The sequence below is a fragment of the Acinetobacter sp. NyZ410 genome (genome assembly GCF_022828975.1).
GTDB classification, from domain to species: Bacteria; Pseudomonadota; Gammaproteobacteria; order Pseudomonadales; family Moraxellaceae; genus Acinetobacter; species Acinetobacter guillouiae.
Genome location: NZ_CP094620.1, coordinates 3,978,282 through 4,004,450, shown reverse-complemented (window position 1 = coordinate 4,004,450; position 26,169 = coordinate 3,978,282). Strand labels below are relative to the sequence as shown.

Below are 26,169 nucleotides of genomic sequence, written 5' to 3'. Positions count from 1 at the left end.
ATTTAAAAGCGCTTTGGAATTTTTTGGCCACCTTCAATCGGCGTTTCGGCATTTTTCAATACACCAAATAACCATGTTTCAGCATGTTGTACCGCGATTTTAAGCGGATCTCCTAGTGCTAAACGTCCTGCAATAAAGCTTGCCAATGAACAACCTGAACCATGGTATTCACCTACCAAACGGGGACATTTAGATTCAGCGATCATTTCACCATTCACATACAAGGCGTTGCGAATATAGTCTGGGGTATCTTCATGACCACCTTTTACCAGAACAGCTTGTGCGCCCATTTCAAACAGTTTGGCTGTGGCTTTTTCTATGTCTTGTTCTGCTGTTAAGGCGCGTAATTCCACAGTATTTGGGGTAATGATTGTTGCCAGAGGAATCAGTTCGATAAAGGCTTTAACCAAAGTCTCTTGATTACCCAGTGAACCACCACTATTTGCCACTAAAACAGGATCAAGTACATATAGATAATCTGGATGTTCACGTAAAAACTCAGCCAGTGCAGCAATATTATCTGTGGTTCCTAACATCCCCGATTTGATGGCTTTAATGGGTAAATCACCGACAACTGCATTGGCCTGAGCAAGCAGTAGTTCTTTGGAGCTGGCTTCAAAACCAAAAACTTGTTGAGAGTTTTGAATAGTTAATGCTGTACAAGCAATTGCCGCATGTGCGCCACTTTGACCAATCGCTTCAATATCAGCCTGTATACCAGCACCACCAGAAGGGTCTAGACCTGAAAAACAAAGTACAGTAGGGCGCACGATGATGTCCTTAATTCACAAATTTACGTTAGTATAGGCAAGTTTACGAGAACACTCGATAGTAATTTGATAATTGTTTCAAACACAGATTTAAAGGATTGGATGGTGATAAAGAATATTTTAATTGATCTCGATGGCACATTAACCGACCCAAAAGTAGGCATTACGACATCTGCACGTTATGGACTTGCAAAGGTTGGACATCCGATTCCTGACAGTGAAAATATCGACTGGATTATTGGCCCACCGTTAAAGGCATCATTGGCAAAGCTACTCAATGTTGAAGCAAATGATATTTTAGCTGAACAAGCTTTATTGGGTTATCGTGAACGTTTTGCTGTAACTGGCCTATTTGAAAACCATGTTTTTGATGATGTTGCACAAACCTTGGAAGCCTTAAAAAGTAAGGGCTATCGACTGTTTTTAGCCACTGCAAAACCTGAAGTTTATGCACGTCAAATCTTAGATCATTTTGATTTATTAAAATATTTTGATTATCCCTATGGCAGTGAGTTAAATGGCGAACGCACCAATAAAGGCGAGTTGATCACTTATATCCTTGAAAAAGAAAAGTTAAATCCTGAAGAGTGTTTGATGGTGGGAGATCGGGAACATGATATTTTTGGTGCACGTAAAAATGCGATTGAAACCATTGCTGTAGAGTATGGATATGGCTCAAAACAAGAATTGGACGAAGCAGCGCCGAAAGCAAAAATTGCAAAGTTCTCTGAATTGTTAAACCTGCTCTAAATCTGCTTTTAGTTCAGACTTTTGAGATAATTCCAATTCACCTTAATTATCCCCAGCATAGAGAAACCATACTCTGAGTTGGGGGTTTACTCGCAATCACATCGTTAGTAGTAATCACACATTTAAACAGGGACTAAATCCCCAGTAATCTTTTAATGTCATTCACTCAAGTGGGTAGAGATATTGCATGATGTGGAAGCATTAAACGCTTAAATCCATCACCGCTCAATTTACGATCCACTTGCAGTAAAACTTGGCTTTAAGGTGGAGAGATATTTAAATCTGCAATGCATCCCCAGTCAGTCCGTCTAAAGGTAAAATGATGGAATTAACGCACATCCAAATACAATGATTCCTTAATTTCCTCCATCACAATATAGCTATGTGAAGAGGCTGAAGATGGAAGTTTTTTAAGTAAATCACCAAGTAAGCGTCGATAAGCACTCATTTCTTTTAATCGGGCTTTGACTAAATAATCAAAATCTCCCGAAATGAGATGGCACTCTTGTACTTCTGGTATTTCCATTAAGTCCTTAGCCACTTGTTCAAACACATCACCAGACTTTGCAGATAAACTAATTTCTAGAAAAACCAATAAGTTGCGATCAAGGTGTTTCGGGTTTAGACGTGCATGATAGCCCATAATAATACCATCTCGCTCTAAACGTTTGACGCGTTCAGAACAGGGTGTGGTCGATAAACTGACCCGTGAGGCCAACTCGCTGATGGCAATTCGACCCTCATTTTGAAGAATATCTAAAATCATTCGATCTATACGGTCTAATTTACGCATCAATTATTCCCTTTTTTTTAATCATTTTTCACGACAAAAAATTAAAACACCTAAATTTTAGCATTAAAAATAGTGAAATAAACTATTGAACCAAAAATATACTAGTGAAATAAACTAGTAAATGCATAAAGGATAAGAAATGCGTGTAATAGTATTAGGTAGTGGTGTGATTGGCGTAGCAAGTGCATATTACCTCGCGCAGCAAGGAGCACAAGTAACAGTTTTAGACCGTCAAGCAGGTCCAGCTGAAGAAACCAGCTTTGGTAATGCAGGTCAAATTTCTCCAGGATATTCGACACCGTGGGCTGCACCCGGTATTCCATTTAAAGCGGTTAAGTGGATGTTTCAACATCATGCACCACTCGCGATTAATATCGATGGCAGTATGTGGCAGTTGCAGTGGATGGCGCAAATGCTTAAAAACTGCAACTCAGAAAGTTATGCAATTAACAAAGAACGCATGACCCGTGTTGCAGAATATAGCCGTGACTGTTTAAGAGAACTGCGTAAAGATACTGGGATTGAATACGAAAACCGTTCAAAAGGCACGTTGCAAGTTTTCCGTAATGAAGCTCAATTAGAAATGGTTCAGCGTGATATTGCTGTACTCAAAGAATGTGGTGTTCCACATGAGTTATTGCTTAAAGATGATCTTGCTAAAGTAGAACCAGCATTAGAACATGCCAAAGATAAATTGGTCGGTGGTTTACATCTTCCAAATGATGAAACAGGCGACTGCTATTTATTTACCAATGCTTTAGCCAATTTAGCCAAAGGTTTAGGTGTCGAGTTTAAATTCAACCAAAATGTTGAAAGATTGGTGGTTGAAGGTGATGAAATCAAAGGTGTAGTGGTTAATGGTGAAGTGTTAACTGCTGATCGCTATGTATTGGCTTTTGGTAGCTATTCACGTGATTTCTTAAAGCCGCTGGAATTGAATTTACCTGTTTACCCAGTGAAGGGTTATTCTTTAACTATTCCAATTGTTGATCCAACATTTGCACCACAATCTACAGTTTTGGATGAAACCTATAAAATCGCGATTACTCGTTTTGATCAACGTATTCGTGTTGGTGGAATGGCAGAATTAAGCGGTTTTAATCATGGTTTAAATGCGGATCGCCGTGGCACATTGGAAATGGTGACCCAAGATTTATTCCCGGGTGGTGATTTGGCACAAGCGTCATTTTGGACCGGTCTTCGCCCAATGACCCCAGACAGCACACCAATTATTGGCGCAACACGTTTTAAAAACTTATTCCTCAATACTGGACATGGCACTTTAGGCTGGACGATGGCATGTGGTTCAGGAAAATTGATTAGTGATTTGGTGCTTAATCATCAAACCGATATCAGTACCGAAGGTTTATCTATTCAGCGTTATCCACACGCTGCTTAAGTGCCACTTTGTTAAAACAGTGATAAATAAATTGTTTAGCGATAAATAATTTACAACGCCAATCCATATTCAGGGATGAATAAAATGCCTAGACCAATTACTGCCGTCATTCATCAGGATGCTTTGTTGCATAACCTGAATGTCGCCCGTCAATTTATGCCACAAAGTAAAGTTTTTACCGTGGTCAAGGCCAATGCTTATGGACACGGTATTGAACGTGTCTATGATGCATTCAAATCCGCAGATGGTTTTGCTTTGTTGGATATCGATGAAGCAAAACGCCTAAGAACATCGGGATGGACAGGTCCAATTCTGCTCTTAGAAGGCATTTTTTCAGCAGATGATTTATTGGATTGTGAAAAATATCAATTAAGTTTTAGCCTGCATAATGAAGATCAAGTGAATTGGCTAGAACAATTTCAAAGCCAACATCACAAAGACAATCCAGCACAGACGCAATTCGATGTATTTTTAAAAATGAATACAGGAATGAATCGCCTTGGTTTTAAATCTGATGCCTATCGGGCAATGTGGCAAAGATTAAAGCAATTTGATGTGGTGAAATCTATCACGCATATGATGCATTTTTCAGATGCAGATGGTGAGCGTTTGGGGCAATCTGGGATTGCCTACCAGCAGGCTATTTTTGAACAAACCATTCAAGATTTAGACGGAGAGCGTTCAGTTTCAAATAGTGCGGCCATTCTCCGACATTCACAAGATTTACGTTCAGATTATATTCGTAGCGGGATTATGCTGTACGGCAGTTCTCCAGACTATCCAACACATTCAATTCAAGATTGGAATCTTAAACCAAGCATGAGTTTACGCAGTGAAATCATTGCAATTCAAGATTTACAGCCGAGTGAAACAGTGGGTTATGGATCTAAATTCACGGCAACCCAAGCCATGAAAATCGGTATTGTGGCATGTGGTTATGCAGATGGTTACCAACGTATTTCTATGGATGCACCAGTATTGGTTAATTCTGTACGAACCCAAACTATTGGTCGTGTCAGCATGGACATGTTAGCGGTTGATTTAACCCATATCCCCGATGCTCGTGTTGGAAGTGAAGTGGTACTTTGGGGACAGTCTTCAAATGGAACTGTACTGCCGATTGATGAAGTTGCAGCAAGTTCTGGAACCGTAGGTTATGAGCTCATGTGTGGTGTAACTGCACGGGTAAATTTTAAAATTTCAAAATAAGGACATCAACATGTCAAACAACGTTCAACACGCAGACATTCAAAAACTCAACAGCAATCAAGTGATGAGTGCAGTCACCATTTTCAATAAAGTGGTTTATTTGTCAGGCCAAGTTCCTAAAAACACCCAACAGGATATTATTGGTCAAACTCAAGAAATCTTGGCAACAATTGACCAGTTATTGCTTGAGGCAAATACTGATAAATCACGTTTATTGTCTGCTCATGTCTACATCAAAAATTTAGATGATTTTGCGACGTTCAACACCATTTGGATTGATTGGTTAGAAGGCTGTGTTGCACCATCTCGCGCAACGATTCAAGCGGATTTGGTTAATCCAGATTGGTTGATTGAGATCGCAGTTATTGCGGCGCAGGCATAAATTCACCTCTTGTCATAAAGTAGAATTGATTATTGTCAATAATTAAAGCAGTATTTGCCCCGAATTAAAGCTGGTCACATGTAAACCATGTGGCCCAGTTCGCGTTAGGTAGAACAATAGAACGGGAATGTTCTTATGCCACAAGCGGGTTTTACCTCCAAAAAATTGTCAAAAAGGATATTTTTATGACAACTTCAAGCCATTCAGATGACGTACCATCGTCGCCAAATGAGCTACAACGGAAATTATCCAATCGTCACCTACAATTAATTGCGATTGGTGGTGCAATTGGTACAGGCTTATTTATGGGTTCAGGGAAAACCATTTCCCTTGCAGGCCCTTCAATTCTGATCATTTATATGATCATTGGTGCAATGTTCTTTTTCCTGATGCGCGCATTGGGTGAAATTTTACTTTCAAATCTGCACTATAAATCCTTTATTGATATGGCACATGACTTAATTGGTCCGGGTGCTGGCTATTATATTGGCTGGTCATACTGGCTCGGTTGGATCTTAGTGGGTATTGCGGATTTGGCTGCAATTATCAATTATCTTAATTTTTGGCTTCCTGACGGAACCGCCTTTACCCCCATGGGACAAGCCTTAATTAGTGCTGGATGCGTACTCTTGGTATTGGGGATTAATCTCCTCACGGTAAAGTTGTTTGGTGAAATTGAGTTTTGGTTTGCTTTGATCAAAATTTTAGCCATTGTCGGATTGATTCTTATTGGTGGCTATATGGTGTTGAGCCATTTCCAAGCACCAACAGGTTCAGTTGCAAGCTTTAGCAATGTCTGGTCGCATGGTGGCATGTTCCCGAAAGGCGCAAGTGGCTTTTTAGCAGGTTTCCAAATTGCCTTGTTTGCTTTTGTCGGTGTCGAGCTGATCGGTACTATGGCAGCAGAAACCAAAGATCCTGAAAAGAACTTACCTAAAGCGGTCAATGCGATTCCGACCCGTATTATTTTGTTCTATGTATTGGCACTCTTTATCGTGATGTCGGTAACCCCCTGGAATGAAATTCCTGCGGATCAAAGTCCATTTGTCACATTGTTCCTACATGCTGGTATTGGTGCAGCTGCTGTGATTATGAACTTGGTGGTTTTATCCTCGGTAATGTCATCGATGAACAGTGGTGTATTTTCAACCAGTCGTATGTTGTTTGGATTGGCCAAAGAAGGGCAAGCACCGACTAAGTTGGCTGAGCTGTCTAAACGCGCCGTTCCTGCAAAAGGTTTATTGTTCTCTTGTGGCTTTATTATGGCAGGTGCAGCACTACAATATTTTGTTCCAAATACCGTTGAAGCATTTACTTTAGCCAGTTCTTTATGTGTGATTTTATTCATTAGTATCTGGAGTATTATTATGGTGTGTTATATACGCTACCGTAAATTACGCCCAGAATTGCATGAGAAATCAAACTTTAAAATGCCGGGTGGTGTATGGATGTCTTATCTTGTTTTGATCTTCCTTGCCTTTACTTTGGTGATTTTAAGTCTTGAGCCTGATACGTTAAAAGCTTTAATCATCAGCCCATTGTGGGTGATTATTTTAGCGGTGACCTATCAAATGATGTATAAACCGCGTATGAAAAAGCGTAATCAACAGCTTTAATGTTGAATATTCAATTGATCAGGAGATGGTGTTAGATCATCTCCTGAATAACTATGATATGAAAGATTTTGATATAAATTAAATTTAAAAATTAAATGCTTAGATTATATATAAGATACTTAATTTTTTGGTTTTCCCCGTGATTGATTGCATAGATTCAATGTAAAATTTAACAAATTATTCAAAATAAAATACTGAAATAAAAATAAAAAACACGTTTAATAGCATCATTTACGCTAAACAACAGCATATATGCGCAATAACAAGATCGATCTCTTACGTGGAATTTCAATTTTATTGGTACTTCTCCACCATTTTAATATTCCTTATAAACTGCATGACACATTTCTCGGTATACAAATCTTTGGCGAAAGCTTAAGTACTTTAATTGCTCGCAATGGTAATTATGGTGTGACCTTATTTTTTGTGATTTCAGGTTTTTTAATCACCCAGCATACTTTACAAAGAAGTGGCACACTCGCGCAGATTAAACTCAAAGATTTCTATATTCGCCGTATTGCCCGAATTATGCCTTGTTTGGTGCTACTGGTGGTGCTGGTGACGGCACTGGGTGCAATGGGGCTAAAACCCTTTATCAACCAAGCGCCAAACGGTATTGAAGTTTCTTATGGCTTAACTGTATTTTCTGCTTTTACCTTTTGGATGAATATTCTGATCATTGAAAATGGCTGGGTGAATTATGCACTTGGTGTGCTGTGGTCCTTATCTGTTGAGGAAGTCTTTTATTTAGTATTTCCGATTTTGTGTGTTGTATTAGGCCGTGGTAAAGGCTTTATTATATTTTTATTGGCAATCATCATTTATGCACCTTATTTCCGTTCATTGCATTTTGCTGAGGAAAGCGGGGCTTATCTTTATCATTACTTCTCAAGTTTTGACGGAATTGCGATGGGTTGCTTAACTGCTTTAATGACTCAGCGGATGGGACAAAAAATACAGGTTTCAAAAATCGTGGTTCCAATCATTGTTTTGTTGATGGCCGCTGTTTATTTATATGCACCAATCAAAGAGGTTAGTACGTGGGGAATCAGCATTTTTGCCATATTGTCAGCAATGTTGATCTTCTGTTTTGCTCAGAACCCATATACTGAATCTCGCTCTATATTGTCAAAAGGTGTAGCGTGGATTGGACAACATAGTTATGAAATGTACTTGTTTCATTTGATTATCTTGGGTTTATTTAAAGTTTTTTATTTTCCCAAAGAAACCTTAGCTGTTGAAAAATTAATGCTATTACCAATTTATTTTATTGCTGTTTTTGTATTGAGTTGGGCCATTGAAAAGTACTATTCAACACCGATGAACAGAAAAATACGCCAAGTTTTACTTAAAAATGGGTAATAAAAATGGAAATATTGCAGTTAATAGAAACCATAAAACAAGATCCAAGCTGTAAGGTGTATCCTGCACAGTTAGCACAAAATTTTCCACAAAATATTCCTGATGATGTGAAGATCTTTTATCGTGAAACCAATGGAATAAAATTTTTTCCACAAGAAGCTTATTCAATTGAAATCGTCGCAAGTCATCAATTTATACCGATTAATACTTATTTATTCTCAGACGAATCAACCGATTTGGAATTGGAAAATGATGATATCAGTCATGACTGGTTTTTAATCGCAAAGGTAGATGAAATGAGTCAATACATCAGTATTGATACGGCGCAAGCTAGACGAGGTCAATGTTATGATAGCTTTTTTGAAACCCATGCAACGATTGGTGATTCACCTATTATTGCCCAGAACTTTACTGCACTTTTACATCAGTTATATTTGAATAAAGGGCAATACTGGTATTGGTTACAAGATGATTTTCAATATTTAGGTGATGCTTATGATCCGCCTTTACCCAATCGAGATGTATAAAAAAACCTCCATTTAGGAGGTTTCTATCTACAAGTTAAAATGTCGGTTTAACGACCACTAAAATCACCACTGCAAATAAAATCAGGGTTGGCATCTCATTGAAAAACCGCCAAAACTTATGCGATTTATAATGTGCATTGCCAATCAGTTTTTTACGGTAATAGCCACAAACAAAGTGGTAAATCACCAAAAGACCAACTAAACCGACTTTTAGATAAAACCATAAAGCTTCATGGTAATGACGTGTTGCATCACCCCAGTCTACGAGAAAATGTGCAGTGATTAATGTTGCGATCATCGAAGGCCACATAATGCCCCGATATAATTTACGCTCCATGATCTCGAAACGCTGATGACTTAGATTGTCATCGCTCATGGCATGGTAGACAAACAAACGCGGGAGATAAAACAGTGCTGCAAACCAACACACGACTGCAATGATATGTAAAGCTTTTACCCAAAGGAAAGCTTCTGAAGGAGCATCCATCAATTTACCCTTTTAAGGGCAGTGTGCGAGATGTTGATCATCCAAACTTATTTTAAATTTGAATGATCAACAATTCTTTGTTTAGCCTTCCCATTTTTTAAAAATGAGACAAGCATTGACACCGCCAAAACCGAAACTGTTACTCATCACAGTATTCAATTTTGTATCGCGTTTTTCAAGTACGATGTCATAACCTTTTGTGCCTTCATCAAGTTCAGTGACATTGATGTTTGGCGCGATAAAGTCATTTTGCATCATCAATACAGAATAAATGGCTTCTTGAACACCAGCAGCACCCAGACTGTGACCTGTCATAGACTTGGTTGAGCTTAATGGTGGAACATTACCTTCACCAAATGCACGACCCATCGCAAGAAGTTCAGTTACGTCACCAGCAGGTGTTGAAGTACCATGGGTATTGACATAGTCAACCTTATCCACGCCATGTTGTTTAGCTTCTTCTAAAGCCATCAAAATACAACGGGTCGCACCTTCACCTGATGGTGCAACCATATCCGCACCATCCGAATTTGCAGCATAAGCAACCACTTCTGCAAGAATATTTGCACCACGTGCTTGAGCATGTTCAAGTGATTCAAGTACAACGAAACCACCACCACCCGCAATCACAAAACCGTCACGGTCAGCTGAGTATGGGCGTGAAGCTGTTTCTGGAGCATCATTATATTTAGAACATAGTGCGCCCATTGCATCAAACAATAAGCTTTGTGACCAGTGATCTTCTTCACCGCCACCGGCCAACATTAAATCTTGTTTACCCAATTGAATCAGGTTGTAAGCATAGCCAATCGCATCAGCTGAAGTTGCACAAGCACTGGTGATTGAATGAGCAACACCTTGTAATTTAAATGCAACACCGACATTGGCAGTAATGGTGTTTGACATATTACGTGGTACGAAGAACGGGCCAATTTTACGCGCACCTTTTTCTTCTAAAAGTTTAACCATCTCTGTAACAGACGCAGTTGAGTTACCACCTGAACCCCCTGCAATACCGTAACGAGGATTACCGCCCAATTGCTCTGGCGTTAAGCCTGCATGTTCAACAGCTGCAAGCGCAGAATTGTAGGCATACATTGCACATACGCCCATGAAGCGCTTGAGTTTACGGTCAATACCATCAAAATCTTGTTCTGCTGCGGCACTGACATGACTTTTAAAATTAAGTTCTTCGTAAGTTGAATTATGACGTGTCCCTGAAATACCATTTTCCAAAGAGTGCTTAACAGCTTCCAATGTATTACCGATACATGAGTTAATGCCCATACCAGTGATGACAACACGACGGTTCATGCAAAGTCCTTTATTTTAGAATACAGAATGAATGTTTACATTTAAACGCGTTTACTTTTTTAGTTCAATGGCGAAAGATATTGATTCTTGTGCATCATTTAAAACAATATATTGTATGCTTAAAAGTTAATTAAATAGCTGAAAATAAATATATTTATAATTTTTATAATAATATGAATTCATGATGGATATTTACATCAATTAGGCAAAACCATCCATAAGCAGGGCTTACCTGAGATGGTTTGAAGCACTAATTTTTGAAATAAATTTTAAATTGCTGGGATAAGCATGGTGTTTTATCCCTATTGTAGAACAAGGCTTCTCTTTACCTGCTGAGTTGAATTATCCATATAACCGATATGATGGCCATCAAGACCAATCATATCGGTTGCAATACAACTGTTATAGCCTGTAGCAAGCTTAAATAAAATTTATTTGTCTTTATGAATTACCAAGGCGTTTTCTTTTCCCACTCTGGATCAAAACCTGATGTCGATGCAGCAACTTTTAAATAGTCTGCATAGCTCTCAGCCAATAAAATTGGTGGAATCTGTTTAAGTGGAAGTTCATTGTTGTTCCAAGAGCGGCTGGCTTTTTTGCTAAAGGTCAGTTCATAAAGGACAGCAGGAATATTTTCCTCTGGTACATAACTTCCACTAAATGTAATTTCTACATCAATACCCAACTGTTTATAGGGCTTAGTATAGCGGTCAAATGAGCCACCATCTTCGATACTGGCACGTTGATAGCCCAATTTGGTTACAACACCACGTAGGGTAAAGGTATCTGTAAGCCAGCCATTATGATCCTTAATTTCAGTGACATTATCATCTTCAAGCTTTGGTAGGTGATGAGTCATCTGTTCAAATAAGAATTTCACTTTATAGTCTTTAAAGTGTGTAATCCAATCTTTTGCTTCCTTTTCACCGACCAAAACAGCATGAGAAATTTGAATTTTACTATCTGCACTAAGTTCAACTTCATCATCATCTAAATTCAGTAATGCACCATCATCACTTGGTCTAAAACTGATTTTTTCGCCATTGGTTTTGATCTCAAGCCAAATCAGCTTTTGGATTAAGCGTCTCATAATCGGATGGGCAAAGATATACTCTTGCCATTCAGCAACATTCCACTGACGTTCGCTACACATCGCCTCATACAAACGACCTGTTTGCATATCAACGACTTGTTTAAACTCTTTTTTACTGGTGCTAAACAGTGCTTTGGCTTCTTTGATTAGGCTTTCATCATCATTTTGGCGGGCCGCGGGTAGCGCTTTAACTTCTTTACCTTCTTCATTTTTAAGAATGAATTTATCTTTATCATCGATAATGGCGCTAAAGTTACGTGAGCCATATTGTAGCTGTAACACAGCATTTTCATCTAAACCTGCTGTTGGAATAGTACGGTCAGCCAGTTCATCACTTGTCCATTGATTACGTTCAGCAATCTCAGCAACCAATGTGTTTGCAAGTGTTTGTACCGAAGCAGTCCGGTAACGACGTGAAAGTGAAAGCAACAGTTGGGTGATAGAAGGGTTATCGCTAATGGATAATGCACTAATCATGGCTTCTAATTGAGCTCGGCGCGTATAGTGCTGTTTGATAAAATCTTGTATTTGTTTGACGGCAAAACTTCCTTGAGCTGCAAATGCCAGTGCTAAGAAACCTTTACTTTTGATTGCTGAACCTAAAATACAAGAAAGCTGAATGTTTTTGATTTCTGTAATGACTTCTTCAAGTGTAATCGTCCCATAGTATGCATAATAAGTGTCATTTTTCGCCCAAGCCTGATAAGCATTGCGATACTGTTGTAAACGTTGTGGCGCATTTTTAACAGCATATTCTGTTGCTTCATCCAATCTAGGGCCACGAGTATCTTCAGTAATAAAGCTCTGTAGGGCGAAATTTGCAAGTTCTTGTTGGCTTTTTTCACTCAATAATCCTACATAACGTTGTAGCAATTGATTGGCTTTTGGTTCCTTCAATTTTTCTGCCAAAATCGCCCACCATTGTATAATTTTGGGGTCAACATCTGTGTTATTTTGCCATTTCACTTTTGGTAAAGTTTCAAAATCAAACCATTTAAAACTCACTGATAATTTACCTTTTAGCCCAACTTCTGCTTCTTTAAGCAGTACTTCTGGCTTGAGATAAGCATTAATATCCTGTCCGAGCTTTTCCAATGCCGTTAAAAGTGCAGCTCGAACGATTTCTTTTTTCTCTTTATTCAGCAAAGTATTCAGTGGTTTTACTGCATCTTGATTTTGCAAACGCGTCAACCACTCAATTGCAGAAATTCTTACTTCTTGCTTACCAGATTCAAGTGCTGTGATGGCTTGTAGATGGATGTCTGGAATTTTTGCCAAAGCCTGTTGTGCATCAAAGCGTAAGCTCTTATTTTCACCAAGTGCTAATTCTAATAATTTGGGAATAAACTCACTTGGCACTTGTGGAAAATATCTTAAAACATTGATTGCTTTTTGGGGATTAAATTGCTGCCAACTGTCTTTGAAAAGAGAAGGTGTTAAGCCTAAAGCTTCTGTTAAAAATGCTTGATGATCGGCAAAAAATGGCCAAATTTTTTCAGGGTCAACGATATAATGAGACAACATATTGTACTCATCCATTAACATACCTTGAGCAATTAAACGATCAGCTTGACTGAATTTGGTCCGATGCATGGCATCAGCAAGTTGTTTTAAATCGAGTGTTGCTGTCTGTTCTGTTGTTAATATATCAAATAAATCTTCCCAGTATAGATTTCCACGTTCAGAGTGGAATGAACGAAGTGCATGGAAGATCGTATAATTATTTTGTTCTTTTATGCGGTTTTTATAATGAATAATTTCAAAATCATAAGCAAATGATTTACGTTCTATTTCACCATTTAACTGTTGTACAACTGATTCTAAATTGGTTTTTTTGACATATGTCCGATTTTTAAAGTAGTTTTGAAAATGTCGAGATTGATAATCTGAGGTTTTATTTTCCTCAATTTCCAATAATGCTTTTCGCTCTGCTTTAGTTAAAATTTCTTGATAATTTTCCAATATGATTTCAGTAAAAGATTCAGGAAGTTTTTTCTCGACCAACGCTACAAAGTCAGGCAGTTTGACTTGTTCAAGCTGAGTTTTTTCACTTGGTTTTAATCTTTGTAATGCCATTTGTATGGCTTGTTGTACTGACTTTTGTTTTTCTTCATTTAGGGCTTTTTCTAAAAGTTGAGCATGATCTTGCCCTAAACGTGCAAAAAGTTCCGCTGCCGCAGAGCGTTCTTGGCTATTCCCTGAAAATAAGAAATAACGCATATGTTCTTGAACGCTATTTTGATCGATGATGCTCAATAATGGCGAAGCTTTATCACTGATGGCTTTGGTTTTATGCAATGAAAGTCGTACGATGAGTTTGCTAAGTTTATCGTATAAATCGCCATGTTTTTGCAAGAAATCTAAGAATATATGAATTCCGTTGCTGGTTAAATTGGGGATTTTTTCAATTAATTCATTTGCATATTGTGCTAAAAAAGATTCTGTGTCTTTCAAATTGAAAAGCAAATTTAAGCGATCAAAATCGTGACTTCTCAGATTCTTACGTTCAAATAAGGCCAATAATAAATGTTGTTCGAAACCTTCTTGTTCACTTTCGAGCAATTCAAAGAGTTTTTGTAAGGTCCAATGAGATTTGATATTTTGTGACTGTCCTAAAGCTTTAAAACCAACACCATAAGTTGTGTTTAATGCATCGACGATAAAATATAAAAACCAAACAGGTGCTTGTTCATAAAAATTAATAAAATTAAGTCGTTTGGTTGTTGCTTCTAACACTTTTGCAAAACGTACAATCTGCGCATGATCAAGCTCATCAAAAATTACGCCATATAACTTTTGACGTGCATTTTGCGAATGATAAGCCATGTGCTCTTGCTGACGATTAATATGAAAATTGGGTCTATACCAATTGTACGTGCCAGGATTACCCAGTAGGGCAGTGGCTTGATCATCAGGGAATTTTTGAAAAACAAGTAATATTTCTGGATTTTCACCAGTGATTACAAATTTTAAGGTTTGGGCTGGTAAATCAGCATCAATATCGACTAAAGGTTTAAAAATATCTTGTAAATTTTGAGCTGTATCTAGGCTAAATGATGCAAATAATTCATTTATTTGCATATATGTCATATCTTGCATTTGGCACCTTATTATTAAATTTCATTTTTGGATCTCATTGAATTTTAATCTAAATTTTTTATGGATGATATCGTGCTTAGTTTTATGACGAGATGATGTGTCTTTGTGAATATTAATATTCCATTTTCACAATAAAATATCAAACAGCCAGTTTTGAAAAACTGGCTGTTATCCCTTTTTTAGCGATTATTTATACATTTTGATCCAGATTACCAAGGCGTTTTCTTTTCCCACTCTGGATCAAAACCTGATGTAGATGCAGCAACTTTTAAATAATCTGCATAACTCTCAGCCAATAAAATTGGTGGAATCTGTTTAAGTGGAAGTTCATTGTTATTCCAAGAGCGGCTGGCTTTCTTGCTAAAGGTGAGTTCATAAAGTACAGCTGGAATATTTTCCTCTGGTACATAACTTCCGCTAAATGTAATTTCTACATCAATACCCAACTGTTTATACGGCTTGGTATAGCGGTCAAATGAACCACCATCTTCGATACTGGCACGTTGATAGCCTAATTTGGTCACTACGCCACGGAGGGTAAAGGTGTCTGTAAGCCAGCCGTTATGATCCTTAATTTCAGTGACATTATCATCCTCAAGCTTCGGCAGGTGATGAGTCATCTGTTCAAATAAGAATTTCACTTTATAGTCTTTAAAGTGTGCAATCCAATCTTTCGCTTCCTTTTCACCGACCAAAACCGCATGAGAAATTTGAATTTTACTGTCTGTGCTAAGCTCGATTTCATCATCATCTAAATTCAGTAATGCACCATCATCACTTGGTCTAAAACTGATTTTTTCACCATTGGTTTTGATTTCAAGCCAAATCAGTTTTTGGATTAAGCGTCTCATGATTGGATGGGCAAAGATATACTCTTGCCACTCTGCAACATTCCACTGACGTTCGCTACACATCGCCTCATACAAACGACCTGTTTGCATATCCACGACTTGTTTAAACTCTTTTTTACTGGTACTAAACAGTGCTTTGGCTTCTTTGATCAGGCTTTCATCATCATTTTGGCGGGCCGCGGGTAGCGCTTTAACTTCTTTACCTTCTTCATTTTTAAGAATGAATTTATCTTTATCATCGATAATGGCGCTAAAGTTACGTGAGCCATATTGTAGCTGTAACACAGCATTTTCATCTAAACCTGCTGTTGGAATAGTACGGTCAGCCAGTTCATCACTTGTCCATTGATTACGTTCAGCAATCTCAGCAACCAATGTGTTTGCAAGTGTTTGTACCGAAGCAGTCCGGTAACGACGTGAAAGTGAAAGCAACAATTGGATGATTAATGGGTCATTACTGATCGATAATGCACTAATCATGGCTTCAATTTGTGAGCGACGAGGGTAGTGTTGTTTCATATAGTTCTGCAATTGTTTTACTGCAAAACTTCCTTGTGCATTGGCGGTGAGTGAAAGCATACCTTTACTTTTGATCGCGGAACCCAGATAAAGTCCTAAACGTTCGCGTTTAATCTCTTCAATCACTTCCTCTAAGGTGATGGTGCCATATTTGGCATAATATTCAGGGTATTTTTCACCATAACGTTTGTATGAATCCCGATAAGAACTTAGACGGCTAGGCGCTTCTGTAGTTGCATATTGCGTTGCTTCATCCAATGGTGTTTGTAAGGTATCTTGATGAATAAAACTGTGTAATAAATGATTGGCAAGTTGTACCTGATCTTTTTGATCGAGTAAGTCACTATAGCGTTGTAATAAGGCATTGGCTCTAGGCTCTTTCAGTTTTTCAGCCAATATCACCCACCATTTAATAATTCTAGGGTCAACCTCTTTACCATTCTGCCATTTCACTTTTGGTAATGTGTCAAAATCAAACCATGTAAAACTGCTTGAAAGTTTGCCTTTTAAACCGTCTTCTGCTTCTTTTAGCAACACTTCTGGTTTGAGATAAGCACTAATATCCTGTCCAAGCTTTTCCAATGCTGTTAGAAGAGCAGCTCGAACGATTTCTTTCTTCTCTTTTTTAAGTAAAGCATTCAGCGGTTTTACTGCATCCTGATTTTGTAGACGTGCTAGCCATTCAATTGCAGTGATTCGAATGTCTTGTTTACCCGAATCTAGAGCTTCAATGGCACGTTGATGAATGTCTGGAAGGTGTTGTAAGGTTTCTTGCGCTTCATAACGCAAACGCTTATTTTCACCCAATGCAAATTCGAGTAAGCGCGGAATAAATTGTACTGGTAAGGATGGGAAACATTTAAGTACAAAGATGGCATCGGATGGGTTAAAGCTTTGATATTCATTTTTTTCTAAAGATGGAGAAAGCCCCAACGCTTCAGTTAAATATTCTTGATTTTCCGCAAAAAATGGCCAAATTTTATCTTTTTCATAAATATGATCTTGTAAACTTTGATAATAGGATGATCCCGCTAGAATCCCTTGAGCCACTCTACGTTTTGGATCATTAAATTTAGCCGCATCAAGAGCCTGAACAATATGGCGAAGTTCATAATTGGCATATTCTTCAGGTTTAAGCATTTCAAATAAATTAGGCCAATAGATCCAATTTCGATTGCGTATCGCAATGATTCTCATAGCATGATTAATGGAAAATTCAGGATATTTTTTATATTTATTTTTATGGGTAATAATATTTTCAACTTGGTGGATATTTTTAAAAGATGCATCACCGTTCAGTTGGTCAACAATTGACGTTAAGGTTTGATGATTAATTTTTTTAAGCTGCTTTAAATGATCTTGAGCCCAAGTTCTTCTATAACTTGCTGTTTTATTCTCTTCAATTTCATCGGCCGCATTCTGTTCAGCTTTAGCCAAAATTTCTTGATAATTTTCTAAAATAACTTCGGTAAAACTTGCCGGAATTTTTTGTTCAACAAACGGTTGAAAAGTAGGTGCTTCAAAATCTTGCTGTAATTGTGCAGTATCAACAGATCTTAAGCGCTGAATCGCCATTTGTAAGATTTGTTGTACAGATTTTTGTTTTTCCTGTGCAAATGCTTGTTCTAGTACAGTCAGATTGTCAGCACCTAAACGTGCCAATAGATCTGCAGAAAAGCCACGTTCCTGACTTGAACCTTCCAATAGATTTTGATTTAAATATTTTTGGCTATCTTCTGGATTTAAATTCGTCAATAAACTGGTGGCTTTAGTACGAATGGTTTTAGATTTCCCTACAGAAAGTTTTACAATCAAGTCGGGGATTTGTTTGATCAATGCTGTTTGTTTGGCGATATAGTCTAAAAAGTTTTCTTGTCCAATGATGCTCAGTGTTGGAATAAGTTTTCTGAGTTGATCTAATCGGGCTGAAATGAAATCTTGGGTGTCCTTGAGTAATAATATTTTATCTAATTTACTAGAATGATAACTGTCGATATTTTGGCGTTCAAATAAATAAGGCAACAGTTCATCGCCTAAACCCTGTTGATCACTTTCAAGCAAATCAAATAGTTTCTGTTGGGTCCAATTTTGCTTTAACAATTTATTCGGATCTGCTTCACTAAACTGCTGACTATCAAACGCGGTAATAAATGTATCTACCGTGAGATAAATAAACCAAGCGGGCACTTTTTCATAAATATTGGTAAAATTTTTCTGTTGTGTTGCCGCTTCAAGCACTTTGGCAAAACGAATGATTTGTTCAAATTCTAATTCTTCAAAGATCTCACCATAATAACGTCGGCGTAGTTTTAGTGCTGCTTCAGCAAGCTTATTTTCTTTTTTATCCAGTGATTGATTGTTTTGAGGCCAATACCAGCTATAGGTACCTGGCTTTCCCAGTAAAAGCAGTGCTTTTTCATGCGGGTATTGCTGTAATTTAAGTAATATTTCTGGATTTTCTCCATCCAAAATAAACAAAACCACATTTTGATCAAGTTGGTCTTCAATGACGGCCAAAGGCTGGAAAATATGGTAGAGTTTTTCAACTTTATTTTTTAGATCTTCATTATGTTTTTGAATGTGGTCATGATCAGCGGTTGAGTTTGCTTGTTGCGTTTTCACTGCCTTGTCCTCAGGCTTTAAAAACATCGACTCAATTTTTGAAAAAAGTTTATTTAACATCTGTATTCCTTTTGAGCAACTCGCTGTTGCTTTTCTATAGGCGCTAATACTTTAGGCTTTAATACTGTGCTTGGTAGTCCACTAAAATTATAGAAAAATATCATCAATTTAAATAGCAAGCTTAATTTATCACGACGTAACTTGTCCTTCTAAAGCGATTCTATGATTTAGGCGTTGTAGTTGTAATAAAACATGTCGCCATTTTAAAAGCTGACTGGCTAAATTGTGCTGTGTGGAATCTGATTTGAGTGAGTTTTGAATAAAGCTTAAACCCAAATCTGCAAACTTTTCAGCAAAATCATCCAGTTTAACCAGATCATCCATATCCAGTTTTGAACGACCTGTATTTGCATAGAATTCAAACAAGGCTTGTGATTCCAAGATCAAAAGGTCTAATGCAGATAAATGTTGCTGATGTTTCCATTGTTTTTTTTGTTCGAGCAATTTTTCAATTCGACCAGTAATCAGCTCAACCAAGCTACTTTTCTTCTGTACAGGATGATCATAATCCAGACTGAATATTTTTAAACCTTTTGGCGTTGTTAAAAACACACTACATGGAATGAATTGAATCTGTTGCTGTGTTGCTTCGATACGCACCAATGTTGCGATAATTTTTTCATTATGAATCAGTTGGGTGAGATGTTTAATTCGTGCACGGTATTCTGGTTCTATCGGAATGACCAGCTTGAGTGCTCTATTTTCATCGTCAGTAATACGGTATTCAAAATATTGCTCTAGTTCGTTGAGTTCAGGCGCTGTGATACTTTTATGGCGAAGCAGTACATAACGTGACTTAAGCTGTTCTAGGCTTGAATGCGGAACAAGCATTTCCTGTAAAGATTGCCATGTTGAAATGCCAATATTCATCTGTTCTAAATCGGATTGGCTGAGTGCATTGAACAAGCCTTTTGGTAAAAAACGAGTATCTGTACTGGCACTGAGTTGTGTCTCTGAACTGGATTTTGCATGGGTTAATTCAAGTTGATGCTGGAGTAAAAAGCTGAGAGAACTTCCCCAAATCCCCGTATTGGCTGCACTGTGCATATCAAAGGTCCGGTCTAAATGATTGGCACGTGCCTGAGTCACTTCTTTGAGTTGTTGCTCTTTTGCATCCCAGAAGCACACTGTTAGACCATGTGCACCACTCTCTGTATTCCACCATTCACAACCAAGCGGGATCAGATGCGCTATGCTTTCTTGTTGATAGTCACGTTGTACAGCACCACGAAGTTGTCGCAATGCTTCGGCTTGAACATCTGGATCTAAATGCTCAATTTCTGACAGTGCAGCCAAATAGGCATACAAATGTGCCAATTGATTAAAAATCTGCTGCTCATCTACCTGTACATCTGCTTCTAAAAACTGCTTCATTGAGCCATGTAAGGCACGCAATAAGCTCCCTAGACGTGGTAAGTTTTGTGCACGTGCTTGCATATTTAAAATATGCAGTGACATGACCATTTCTTTGGCCAGATGTGACAAACCTTGCTGAATAAAGTTTTGACAAATGAGTTTAAGTTCTTGGATCAATACCTGATCATCAGGCGAAAGTTGCTGCGTAGAATTGTGTTGTTGCGCTGTTGTATCAATGGACCATTGCCATTTTTCAGGGGCATTTTTCAGAAATAAATAAGCAATACATGCCAAATGCCCCGCAACTTTTTGTTTGTCTGCAATTTCTGACAACATGCCTTCAAACCCTGTTGCAGGGTAGAGAACAACTGGATTGGGACTTAAATCGGTTTGAAAAGTGATTTTATGTTCTTGAATATCAATTTGACAGGATTCAGGTTGCAGCAACCAATTTTGTACAAATTCATAGGCCAAACGAATATTGGCTTTGCCTGCTTGTTTTTGGATTTTGCTTGGATCAAATTCTAAAACAGTTTCAAGGGCTGACGTTGTGGCTTGCTCAGATATTTTACCGTGTTGAGATGTTTCCTGTTGAGTTAGTGATACTGCATTTTCTAGATTATTGTTAGGGCTATTTTCACTTGGGCTATTTGCGGTAGCCAGTAGTGTTTCATGTTCCTGAACCCATAAAATACTGCTGAGAATATGTTTACAACAGCCTTGTGCTGAACAATTACACAGTGCTTTGGTGATGCCCTCAAGGGGCAGTTTAACTTCACATTCTTCGACTTTAAATACCAGTTGATCGTGCTCTTGTTGTAGTAGTTCAACAGCATCTAAGGCTTTACGGGCACGACGTAGAAGACCAGCATTACTGTGCATGGTTAGGCTGTCTTCATCGTATTGGGTATAAATATGCCAACTCATTGCATCACCTCTGCAAACCATGTCGCCAAATGTTCAGGGGTCATTGCTGCGATTTGCATACCACGTTCTTGGAGTTTTTGTGCCATATTGATGTCATAAACAGGATTGGCTGCTTGATCCAGCGCCGCAAGCCCAAGCAGTTTGCAGCCTTGTTGGTTGAGTTGACTGGTGGTGTTGAGCATTTGTTGAACGGATGCACCTTCTTCGAAGTCACTGATCAAGACTAAAATACTGCGGTTGGGTTGTTTAATCTTCTTTTGACAGTATTGTAAAGCTTGACCAATATTGGTTCCGCCACCGAGTTGAATGGTCAGTAAGACTTCAACTGGGTCATGCGCTAAATGGCTTAAATCAACAATTTGAGTGTCAAACAGGACCAGACTAATATTGACTGCAGGGAGAGCTGCCAAAATACTGGCACATACTGCTGCATACATGATCGAATCCATCATTGAGCCACTTTGGTCGACACACAGTACAATTTCCCACGGCAAATGTTTCTGTACACGGGCATTAAAATAAGGGGTTTGGATAATCAGTTTTTGTAAATCAGGCTGATAATTTTTTAGATTGGCTTGAATGGTCCGTTTCCAATCAAAGTTTTGTGCCTGTTTAAGATGTGAACGCTTAAAACGATTACGACGACCTTGTAGCGCTTTTAAAAATTGTGTACGGATTTTTTGTAAGAGTTCTTCCACGACTTTTTGAATTAATTCTCGAATCGCATCCTTCATCTCATTGCTTAAACGACCACGCATACTCAACAAAGCTTTAGCCACCGCAGGGTTGGGTTCAAGTTGTCTTACATGCTCTGGGTTTTTAAATAACTCAGTTAACTCATAACGCTCTATGGCTTGTTTTTGCATACGTTCAAAGGTCGATTTTGGGAACAGTTTTCGACTTTGGTTGAGCCAGTTAATCGCGTTAAGCTGCGAGGCTTCCAAACCGCCATGGCGATTTTTCCCTTGTTGGATGCCACGACGCTTATATTCATTTTGGTAGAGATAATCAAGATTGCGCTCAAGTTTTAGTTGATCGCCTGACAATGCCGCTGCTGATAAATTCTGGTCGGCATAGCGACCGAGCATCAAGCGCCAACGGCGTGCTTGATCCATTGCATCAAGAGTAGCAGGGGTATCTGAGTTTTCATCAAGATTTGGTTCAGGAGGTAATTGGCTCATTTATTCACTCCTTGTTGTTCTGATTGCGGTTCAAGCTGTTGTTTTGGGTTGAGTTGTTCTGAGCGATTGCTTGCCCAGCGATCTAAGTGATCATATTCAAATATTTTTTGCAGTTGCTGGTTAAGTTGTATGCCTTGGAATACATCCTGTTCCCCAATATGACTGAGCACCTGATCGAGAATGACATGCTCTCCAAGTCCTGTGGTTTTTGCGATAATTTTAGATATTTTGGTGCTTTGCTTTGGGGTAAGCTGACTAAAGATATAGCGTAAATCAGGTAAAATCCGAATAAAGGTGTCTTCCGTCCAATGACTGACCAATTGGTGAAGTGCATCAATTGCAACCTTGGATTGCACAAAGATTTCAGGCGCAATAAAAAACATGCCATGTAGGTATTGCACAGCATCTTCAGGATCACTTCCCACTGCAAAAGCCAGTTGTAATTGTTGTTGAAGCTGATTTTGCTCAATTTGATGATCTAAAAACTGTAAAGTATGCAGCGCACCTTTGAGTGAACTAAGATGAAACTCATCAATTTTTGCCAGATCAATTTGGCTATACATCAGTTCCAGTAAATCTACATCTTGTGCATTTACGACTGCATGCTGTAGTGAAAGATTTCGTTGCTTGATATTTAAAATCAGTTCATGCAAGGTTTTTAAGTTGCTTAGATTTTGTTGAATTTTTTCTTCGTGGGTATCGTAAATTTGATCAAGTAAAAAACAGGCCTGATAGACGGCAAAACTTAAACTTTGTATCACGATGTTTTCGGGTAAATTTAACAGCTTGTGACCATGCCACAAATAATACAATTGCTGTGCTGCACCAATCACCGAGGCAAGGTTTTGATCGCTTTCTAAAAAAGTATCGAGTTGTTGACTAAGCAATTCTAAATGTTGTTTTAATCCTAAGCGACATGCCAAAGCCAGCAATTTGGCAGTTTCAAAGGCAGATTGCCCGACACCTTTTGCTTCATTTTCTTGCTGTAGTTTAATAATTTTAAGCAGTGCAATTTGTTCGAGTTGATTACCCATTTCTGCCAGTTCAATCAAACGTGCTTCAACACTAGGTGTCCATGCATAACGCCATTCCTCAAACAACAAATCCAGACTGGCGCCCTGTACAAAATCTGGGCCTGAAATACGTTGGGCAAAATTACAGCCGACAAATTCCAGTAAATGCAAATATTGGCTAATGCCCTGATGTAAAGGTTTACGATAAATATCGAGTTTTCGATTGCGTAAGATGGTGTCATTTAAATTAAAACGATAGGCTTTAATCTGTTGATAGGTATTTTGTAATAATGCAGGGCTGTGCTGATTTTGAGCAACCTTACCAAGCTGTTGCCCACTGAAAAACTGAAAAATCAGGGTAAATAAATGCTGTTGTCCATCATCCATTTCCCCTTTGATTAAGGCGGATTGTAAGGCATCGAGGAGGTCATAGCGGCTCGGTTGATAATGCCCTCGAAGGCAAGCCAATTGCCAAGCAAGTTCAGCGGTATTTTTTAGTGCGATATAAGGCGTTACATCCAGTGCATTTTCTTGGTTTAAAAAATGGCATAACTCATTTAAATATTGAAAAAATTGCAGTTGCGTCTGTTCAACCGTTGGGTTGTTTGCAGATTTTAAATTTTGCCAATGTTGTTGATAATATGCAGGAGAGGGCATACCTGAAGCATAGCCATTTAAAGCATCTAAACGATCGAAACTATAGCGAATCAGCCAAGCTTGCTCTTGCCAGTTTTGCTTTTGATCTTGGACAGTAAAACGTTCTGCTTGCTGTGGGGCTGCTAGATTTTCAATTAAGGCAAGACTATGAAAACCGCCCGTGATCACCAAAAGTTTATGTTTGGGATCAATACTGTCTTGGATGCAATTCCACATCACATCTTCACGATGTAATGAAGCATCTTGTAAGAGTACCTCACGCTCATAATCCAGACGTGCCAATGAACACCAAGCAAAAACATCATCAAAAAAAGTTTGAGCATGTTGCAGTTGTTCAACATTTTGCAGCTCGAATAAATGATCCCAAAGTTCATCGTGATTTCGGCAATGCATGGTTTCAGCAAGTTTTTGGATATATTGGCTATGCGCAAAATAACGTTCAGACAGCAAACTTTTTTGTTGCCAGTCCAAATCGGACTGTTGTGTTTTTAAGGCACTTTGTTTTGCCCAATCCAAGTCAATAAATTTAACGTCTGCTTGAATGAGTTTTGCCTGTTGGATGGCGACCCATTCAGGTGAGTATTCACAAAAAGGGAAGTAGGCAGAAAAGATTTCTGGTTGAACCTCGTCATCACTTTCATGTTCTTCGCCAGCACTCTCTTTATTTGCAGCGCCTTTTTTGGGTGAGGTTTTATTTGAAGAGCGTTGTGCTTGTGCAAATATAGCCACAGGAGGCTGAGTGGCTTGGTTCTGTAAGCTTTCAATTAAGAATTCAAAACTTGTTGGTGCTTCGATTAAAATGTGTGTGGGCTTCAGTTCATCGATATATTGTTTTAACGCGTATGCACAAGCGGGGCTATGATGGCGGATTGGCGCAAAAAAAACGTTTTGCTCTGCCATTTGCTGTTTCAGTTGAAATGCCTGTTTTAAGCGTTCAGGCATTTCACCTCTCTCTATATTGCGATCCAACAGCTGCATGATTAAAACTCTCGGCTGGCGTCATAGAAACTTTTCCAGTCGGCATCTTTACGTGCACGCTCTTTCACCACAGTATCCAGATAGTAACGTAGGCGTTTAGCGTCATCTGGATTATCTTTAAACACAACTCCAATCAATTGTTGTGCGAGGTGTTCTGCTTTTAATTTTCCATCACTGAGATAAATGGCTTGTAGACCTGCCGCATGGGCAATATTGACTGCTTCAGCAGTAGACATAACAGCATCAGGTGTTTTAAGTGTTGCGCCTTGCAGACTTTGCCCTGTTCTGAGCTCATTGAAAATGGTCACCAAGAGTTCGATAACTTCTGGGCGAACTTGGATTTCACTGTATAAATCAGCAAGCTGGTTCTTAAGTTGTAATCCCACCAGTTCGATTTCAAATTTTTGATCACGAATTGGTTTTACTGTTTCAAAGTTAAAACGGCGCTTTAATGCTGCTGACATTTCATGTACGCCACGGTCACGCAAGTTTGCTGTTGCGATGATGTTAAATCCTTGTGTCGCTTGCAAACTAAAATCTTGTCCCATTTCAGGGATCATCATTTGCTTCTCAGACAGTAAAGACACCAACACATCCTGAATTTCAGGTGGGCAACGGGTGATTTCTTCAAAGCGGGCAATTTGTCCGTTTTTCATGGCATAGAAGAGCGGGGAGGGAATCAGTGATTTATCTGTTGGTCCTTCTGACAAAAGGAGCGCGTAGTTCCAAGAATATTTAATATGGTCTTCGGTTGTCCCTGCTGTCCCTTGAATTGTGAGCTGAGAGTTGGCTGAAATGGCAGCACTAAATAGCTCTGAAAGCATCGATTTTGCTGTACCTGGTTCACCCACCAGCATCAAACCTTGATTGCCCATCAACGTAACCAAGGCACGGTCAACTAAGGCATCATCACCATAAAACTTTTTTTGAATATCCAGTTTGGCATCACCCAAGATAAATGAGCGAACAGCGTAAGCAGAAAGTTGCCAACCCACTGGCTTTCTATGTTGATCTTGTTCTTTTAAGCGTTCTAGTTCCGCTTGGTATTTTTGTTCTGAACTGTGCTTAATTTGATTTTGAAAATTTTGCTTCATAATGATTCTATATATATTTTATCCAATGAATCTATCATAACTGGCAAAGGCTGAGATGACCACTGGTACATAAGTTGTTCGCGACAAATTGTGACATCTGTTTGTTATGA

The 26,169-nt window shown here is 38.6% G+C and carries 17 protein-coding genes; 7 read left to right on the top strand and 10 right to left on the bottom strand.

Features of this window, described 5'->3' with window-relative positions:
- Positions 1 to 2: 2 nt before the first annotated feature.
- Positions 3 to 770 (bottom strand): hydroxymethylpyrimidine/phosphomethylpyrimidine kinase, encoded by a 768-nt coding sequence (locus MTO68_RS18815; RefSeq protein WP_244013928.1) that lies wholly within the window; start codon positions 768 to 770, stop codon positions 3 to 5.
- Positions 771 to 875: 105 nt separating this feature from the next.
- Between MTO68_RS18815 and MTO68_RS18810 the strand changes: the two genes are divergently transcribed.
- The gene (locus MTO68_RS18810; RefSeq protein ID WP_244013926.1) at positions 876 to 1,520 is read left to right on the top strand and encodes an HAD-IA family hydrolase; all 645 of its coding nucleotides are present in this window, start codon (positions 876 to 878) and stop codon (positions 1,518 to 1,520) included.
- A gap of 328 nt (positions 1,521 to 1,848) precedes the next feature.
- Here MTO68_RS18810 and MTO68_RS18805 read toward each other — a convergent pair whose 3' ends face one another.
- Positions 1,849 to 2,313: an Lrp/AsnC ligand binding domain-containing protein gene (locus MTO68_RS18805; RefSeq protein ID WP_004723670.1), complete on the bottom strand. Its 465-nt coding sequence runs from the start codon at positions 2,311 to 2,313 to the stop codon at positions 1,849 to 1,851.
- A gap of 139 nt (positions 2,314 to 2,452) precedes the next feature.
- Here MTO68_RS18805 and MTO68_RS18800 point away from each other — a divergent pair, with 139 nt between their 5' ends.
- The 6 genes from MTO68_RS18800 to MTO68_RS18775 all read left to right on the top strand — a co-directional run bounded on the left by MTO68_RS18800 (position 2,453) and on the right by MTO68_RS18775 (position 8,808).
- Positions 2,453 to 3,712 (top strand): D-amino acid dehydrogenase, encoded by a 1,260-nt coding sequence (locus MTO68_RS18800; protein WP_004723669.1) that lies wholly within the window; start codon positions 2,453 to 2,455, stop codon positions 3,710 to 3,712.
- An 84-nt stretch (positions 3,713 to 3,796) separates the two neighbouring features.
- Positions 3,797 to 4,921: an alanine racemase gene (gene alr, locus MTO68_RS18795; protein ID WP_244013925.1), complete on the top strand. Its 1,125-nt coding sequence runs from the start codon at positions 3,797 to 3,799 to the stop codon at positions 4,919 to 4,921.
- Positions 4,922 to 4,931: 10 nt separating this feature from the next.
- Positions 4,932 to 5,303 carry a RidA family protein gene (locus tag MTO68_RS18790; RefSeq protein ID WP_004723667.1) on the top strand — a complete coding sequence of 124 codons (372 nt, stop codon included), beginning with the start codon at positions 4,932 to 4,934 and terminating at the stop codon, positions 5,301 to 5,303.
- A 185-nt stretch (positions 5,304 to 5,488) separates the two neighbouring features.
- A complete protein-coding gene (locus MTO68_RS18785; RefSeq protein ID WP_004723666.1) occupies positions 5,489 to 6,919 on the top strand; it encodes an amino acid permease in 1,431 nt (476 codons plus the stop codon).
- Positions 6,920 to 7,171: 252 nt separating this feature from the next.
- Positions 7,172 to 8,281 (top strand): acyltransferase, encoded by a 1,110-nt coding sequence (locus MTO68_RS18780; protein WP_244013923.1) that lies wholly within the window; start codon positions 7,172 to 7,174, stop codon positions 8,279 to 8,281.
- Positions 8,282 to 8,286: 5 nt separating this feature from the next.
- Positions 8,287 to 8,808: an SMI1/KNR4 family protein gene (locus tag MTO68_RS18775; RefSeq protein ID WP_244013921.1), complete on the top strand. Its 522-nt coding sequence runs from the start codon at positions 8,287 to 8,289 to the stop codon at positions 8,806 to 8,808.
- A gap of 34 nt (positions 8,809 to 8,842) precedes the next feature.
- Here the strand turns inward: MTO68_RS18775 and hemJ are convergent, their stop codons facing one another.
- From hemJ to MTO68_RS18735, 8 genes are all read right to left on the bottom strand, one after another.
- Positions 8,843 to 9,295 (bottom strand): protoporphyrinogen oxidase HemJ, encoded by a 453-nt coding sequence (gene hemJ, locus MTO68_RS18770; protein WP_004723664.1) that lies wholly within the window; start codon positions 9,293 to 9,295, stop codon positions 8,843 to 8,845.
- 81 nt (positions 9,296 to 9,376) lie between these two features.
- The gene (locus tag MTO68_RS18765) at positions 9,377 to 10,609 is read right to left on the bottom strand and encodes a beta-ketoacyl synthase N-terminal-like domain-containing protein (protein ID WP_004723663.1); all 1,233 of its coding nucleotides are present in this window, start codon (positions 10,607 to 10,609) and stop codon (positions 9,377 to 9,379) included.
- Between the two features lie 448 nt (positions 10,610 to 11,057).
- The gene (locus MTO68_RS18760; protein WP_244013919.1) at positions 11,058 to 14,801 is read right to left on the bottom strand and encodes a DUF4132 domain-containing protein; all 3,744 of its coding nucleotides are present in this window, start codon (positions 14,799 to 14,801) and stop codon (positions 11,058 to 11,060) included.
- Positions 14,802 to 15,010: 209 nt separating this feature from the next.
- Positions 15,011 to 18,853 carry a DUF4132 domain-containing protein gene (locus MTO68_RS18755; RefSeq protein WP_244013917.1) on the bottom strand — a complete coding sequence of 1,281 codons (3,843 nt, stop codon included), beginning with the start codon at positions 18,851 to 18,853 and terminating at the stop codon, positions 15,011 to 15,013.
- A 129-nt stretch (positions 18,854 to 18,982) separates the two neighbouring features.
- Positions 18,983 to 21,136, bottom strand: coding sequence for a hypothetical protein (locus tag MTO68_RS18750; RefSeq protein WP_244013915.1), 2,154 nt, complete (start codon positions 21,134 to 21,136; stop codon positions 18,983 to 18,985).
- Positions 21,133 to 22,317, bottom strand: a complete 1,185-nt coding sequence (locus tag MTO68_RS18745; RefSeq protein WP_244013913.1) for a VWA domain-containing protein — start codon at positions 22,315 to 22,317, stop codon at positions 21,133 to 21,135. The genes MTO68_RS18750 and MTO68_RS18745 overlap by 4 nt, the downstream gene beginning before the upstream one ends.
- Positions 22,314 to 24,965: a DUF5682 family protein gene (locus MTO68_RS18740; RefSeq protein WP_244013911.1), complete on the bottom strand. Its 2,652-nt coding sequence runs from the start codon at positions 24,963 to 24,965 to the stop codon at positions 22,314 to 22,316. Before MTO68_RS18740 ends, MTO68_RS18745 begins: the two co-directional genes overlap by 4 nt.
- Before the next feature lie 2 nt (positions 24,966 to 24,967).
- Positions 24,968 to 26,059: an AAA family ATPase gene (locus MTO68_RS18735; RefSeq protein ID WP_244013910.1), complete on the bottom strand. Its 1,092-nt coding sequence runs from the start codon at positions 26,057 to 26,059 to the stop codon at positions 24,968 to 24,970.
- Positions 26,060 to 26,169: the final 110 nt, after the last annotated feature.

Coding starts and splice junctions, on each gene's coding strand:
- MTO68_RS18805 (WP_004723670.1), bottom strand. CDS start 2,313: ATGCGTAAATTAGACCGTATAGATCGAATGATTTTAGATATTCTTCAA.
- MTO68_RS18800 (WP_004723669.1), top strand. CDS start 2,453: ATGCGTGTAATAGTATTAGGTAGTGGTGTGATTGGCGTAGCAAGTGCA.
- alr (WP_244013925.1), top strand. CDS start 3,797: ATGCCTAGACCAATTACTGCCGTCATTCATCAGGATGCTTTGTTGCAT.
- MTO68_RS18790 (WP_004723667.1), top strand. CDS start 4,932: ATGTCAAACAACGTTCAACACGCAGACATTCAAAAACTCAACAGCAAT.
- MTO68_RS18785 (WP_004723666.1), top strand. CDS start 5,489: ATGACAACTTCAAGCCATTCAGATGACGTACCATCGTCGCCAAATGAG.
- MTO68_RS18780 (WP_244013923.1), top strand. CDS start 7,172: ATGCGCAATAACAAGATCGATCTCTTACGTGGAATTTCAATTTTATTG.
- MTO68_RS18775 (WP_244013921.1), top strand. CDS start 8,287: ATGGAAATATTGCAGTTAATAGAAACCATAAAACAAGATCCAAGCTGT.
- hemJ (WP_004723664.1), bottom strand. CDS start 9,295: ATGGATGCTCCTTCAGAAGCTTTCCTTTGGGTAAAAGCTTTACATATC.
- MTO68_RS18765 (WP_004723663.1), bottom strand. CDS start 10,609: ATGAACCGTCGTGTTGTCATCACTGGTATGGGCATTAACTCATGTATC.
- MTO68_RS18760 (WP_244013919.1), bottom strand. CDS start 14,801: ATGCAAGATATGACATATATGCAAATAAATGAATTATTTGCATCATTT.
- MTO68_RS18755 (WP_244013917.1), bottom strand. CDS start 18,853: ATGTTAAATAAACTTTTTTCAAAAATTGAGTCGATGTTTTTAAAGCCT.
- MTO68_RS18750 (WP_244013915.1), bottom strand. CDS start 21,136: ATGAGTTGGCATATTTATACCCAATACGATGAAGACAGCCTAACCATG.
- MTO68_RS18745 (WP_244013913.1), bottom strand. CDS start 22,317: ATGAGCCAATTACCTCCTGAACCAAATCTTGATGAAAACTCAGATACC.
- MTO68_RS18740 (WP_244013911.1), bottom strand. CDS start 24,965: ATGCAGCTGTTGGATCGCAATATAGAGAGAGGTGAAATGCCTGAACGC.
- MTO68_RS18735 (WP_244013910.1), bottom strand. CDS start 26,059: ATGAAGCAAAATTTTCAAAATCAAATTAAGCACAGTTCAGAACAAAAA.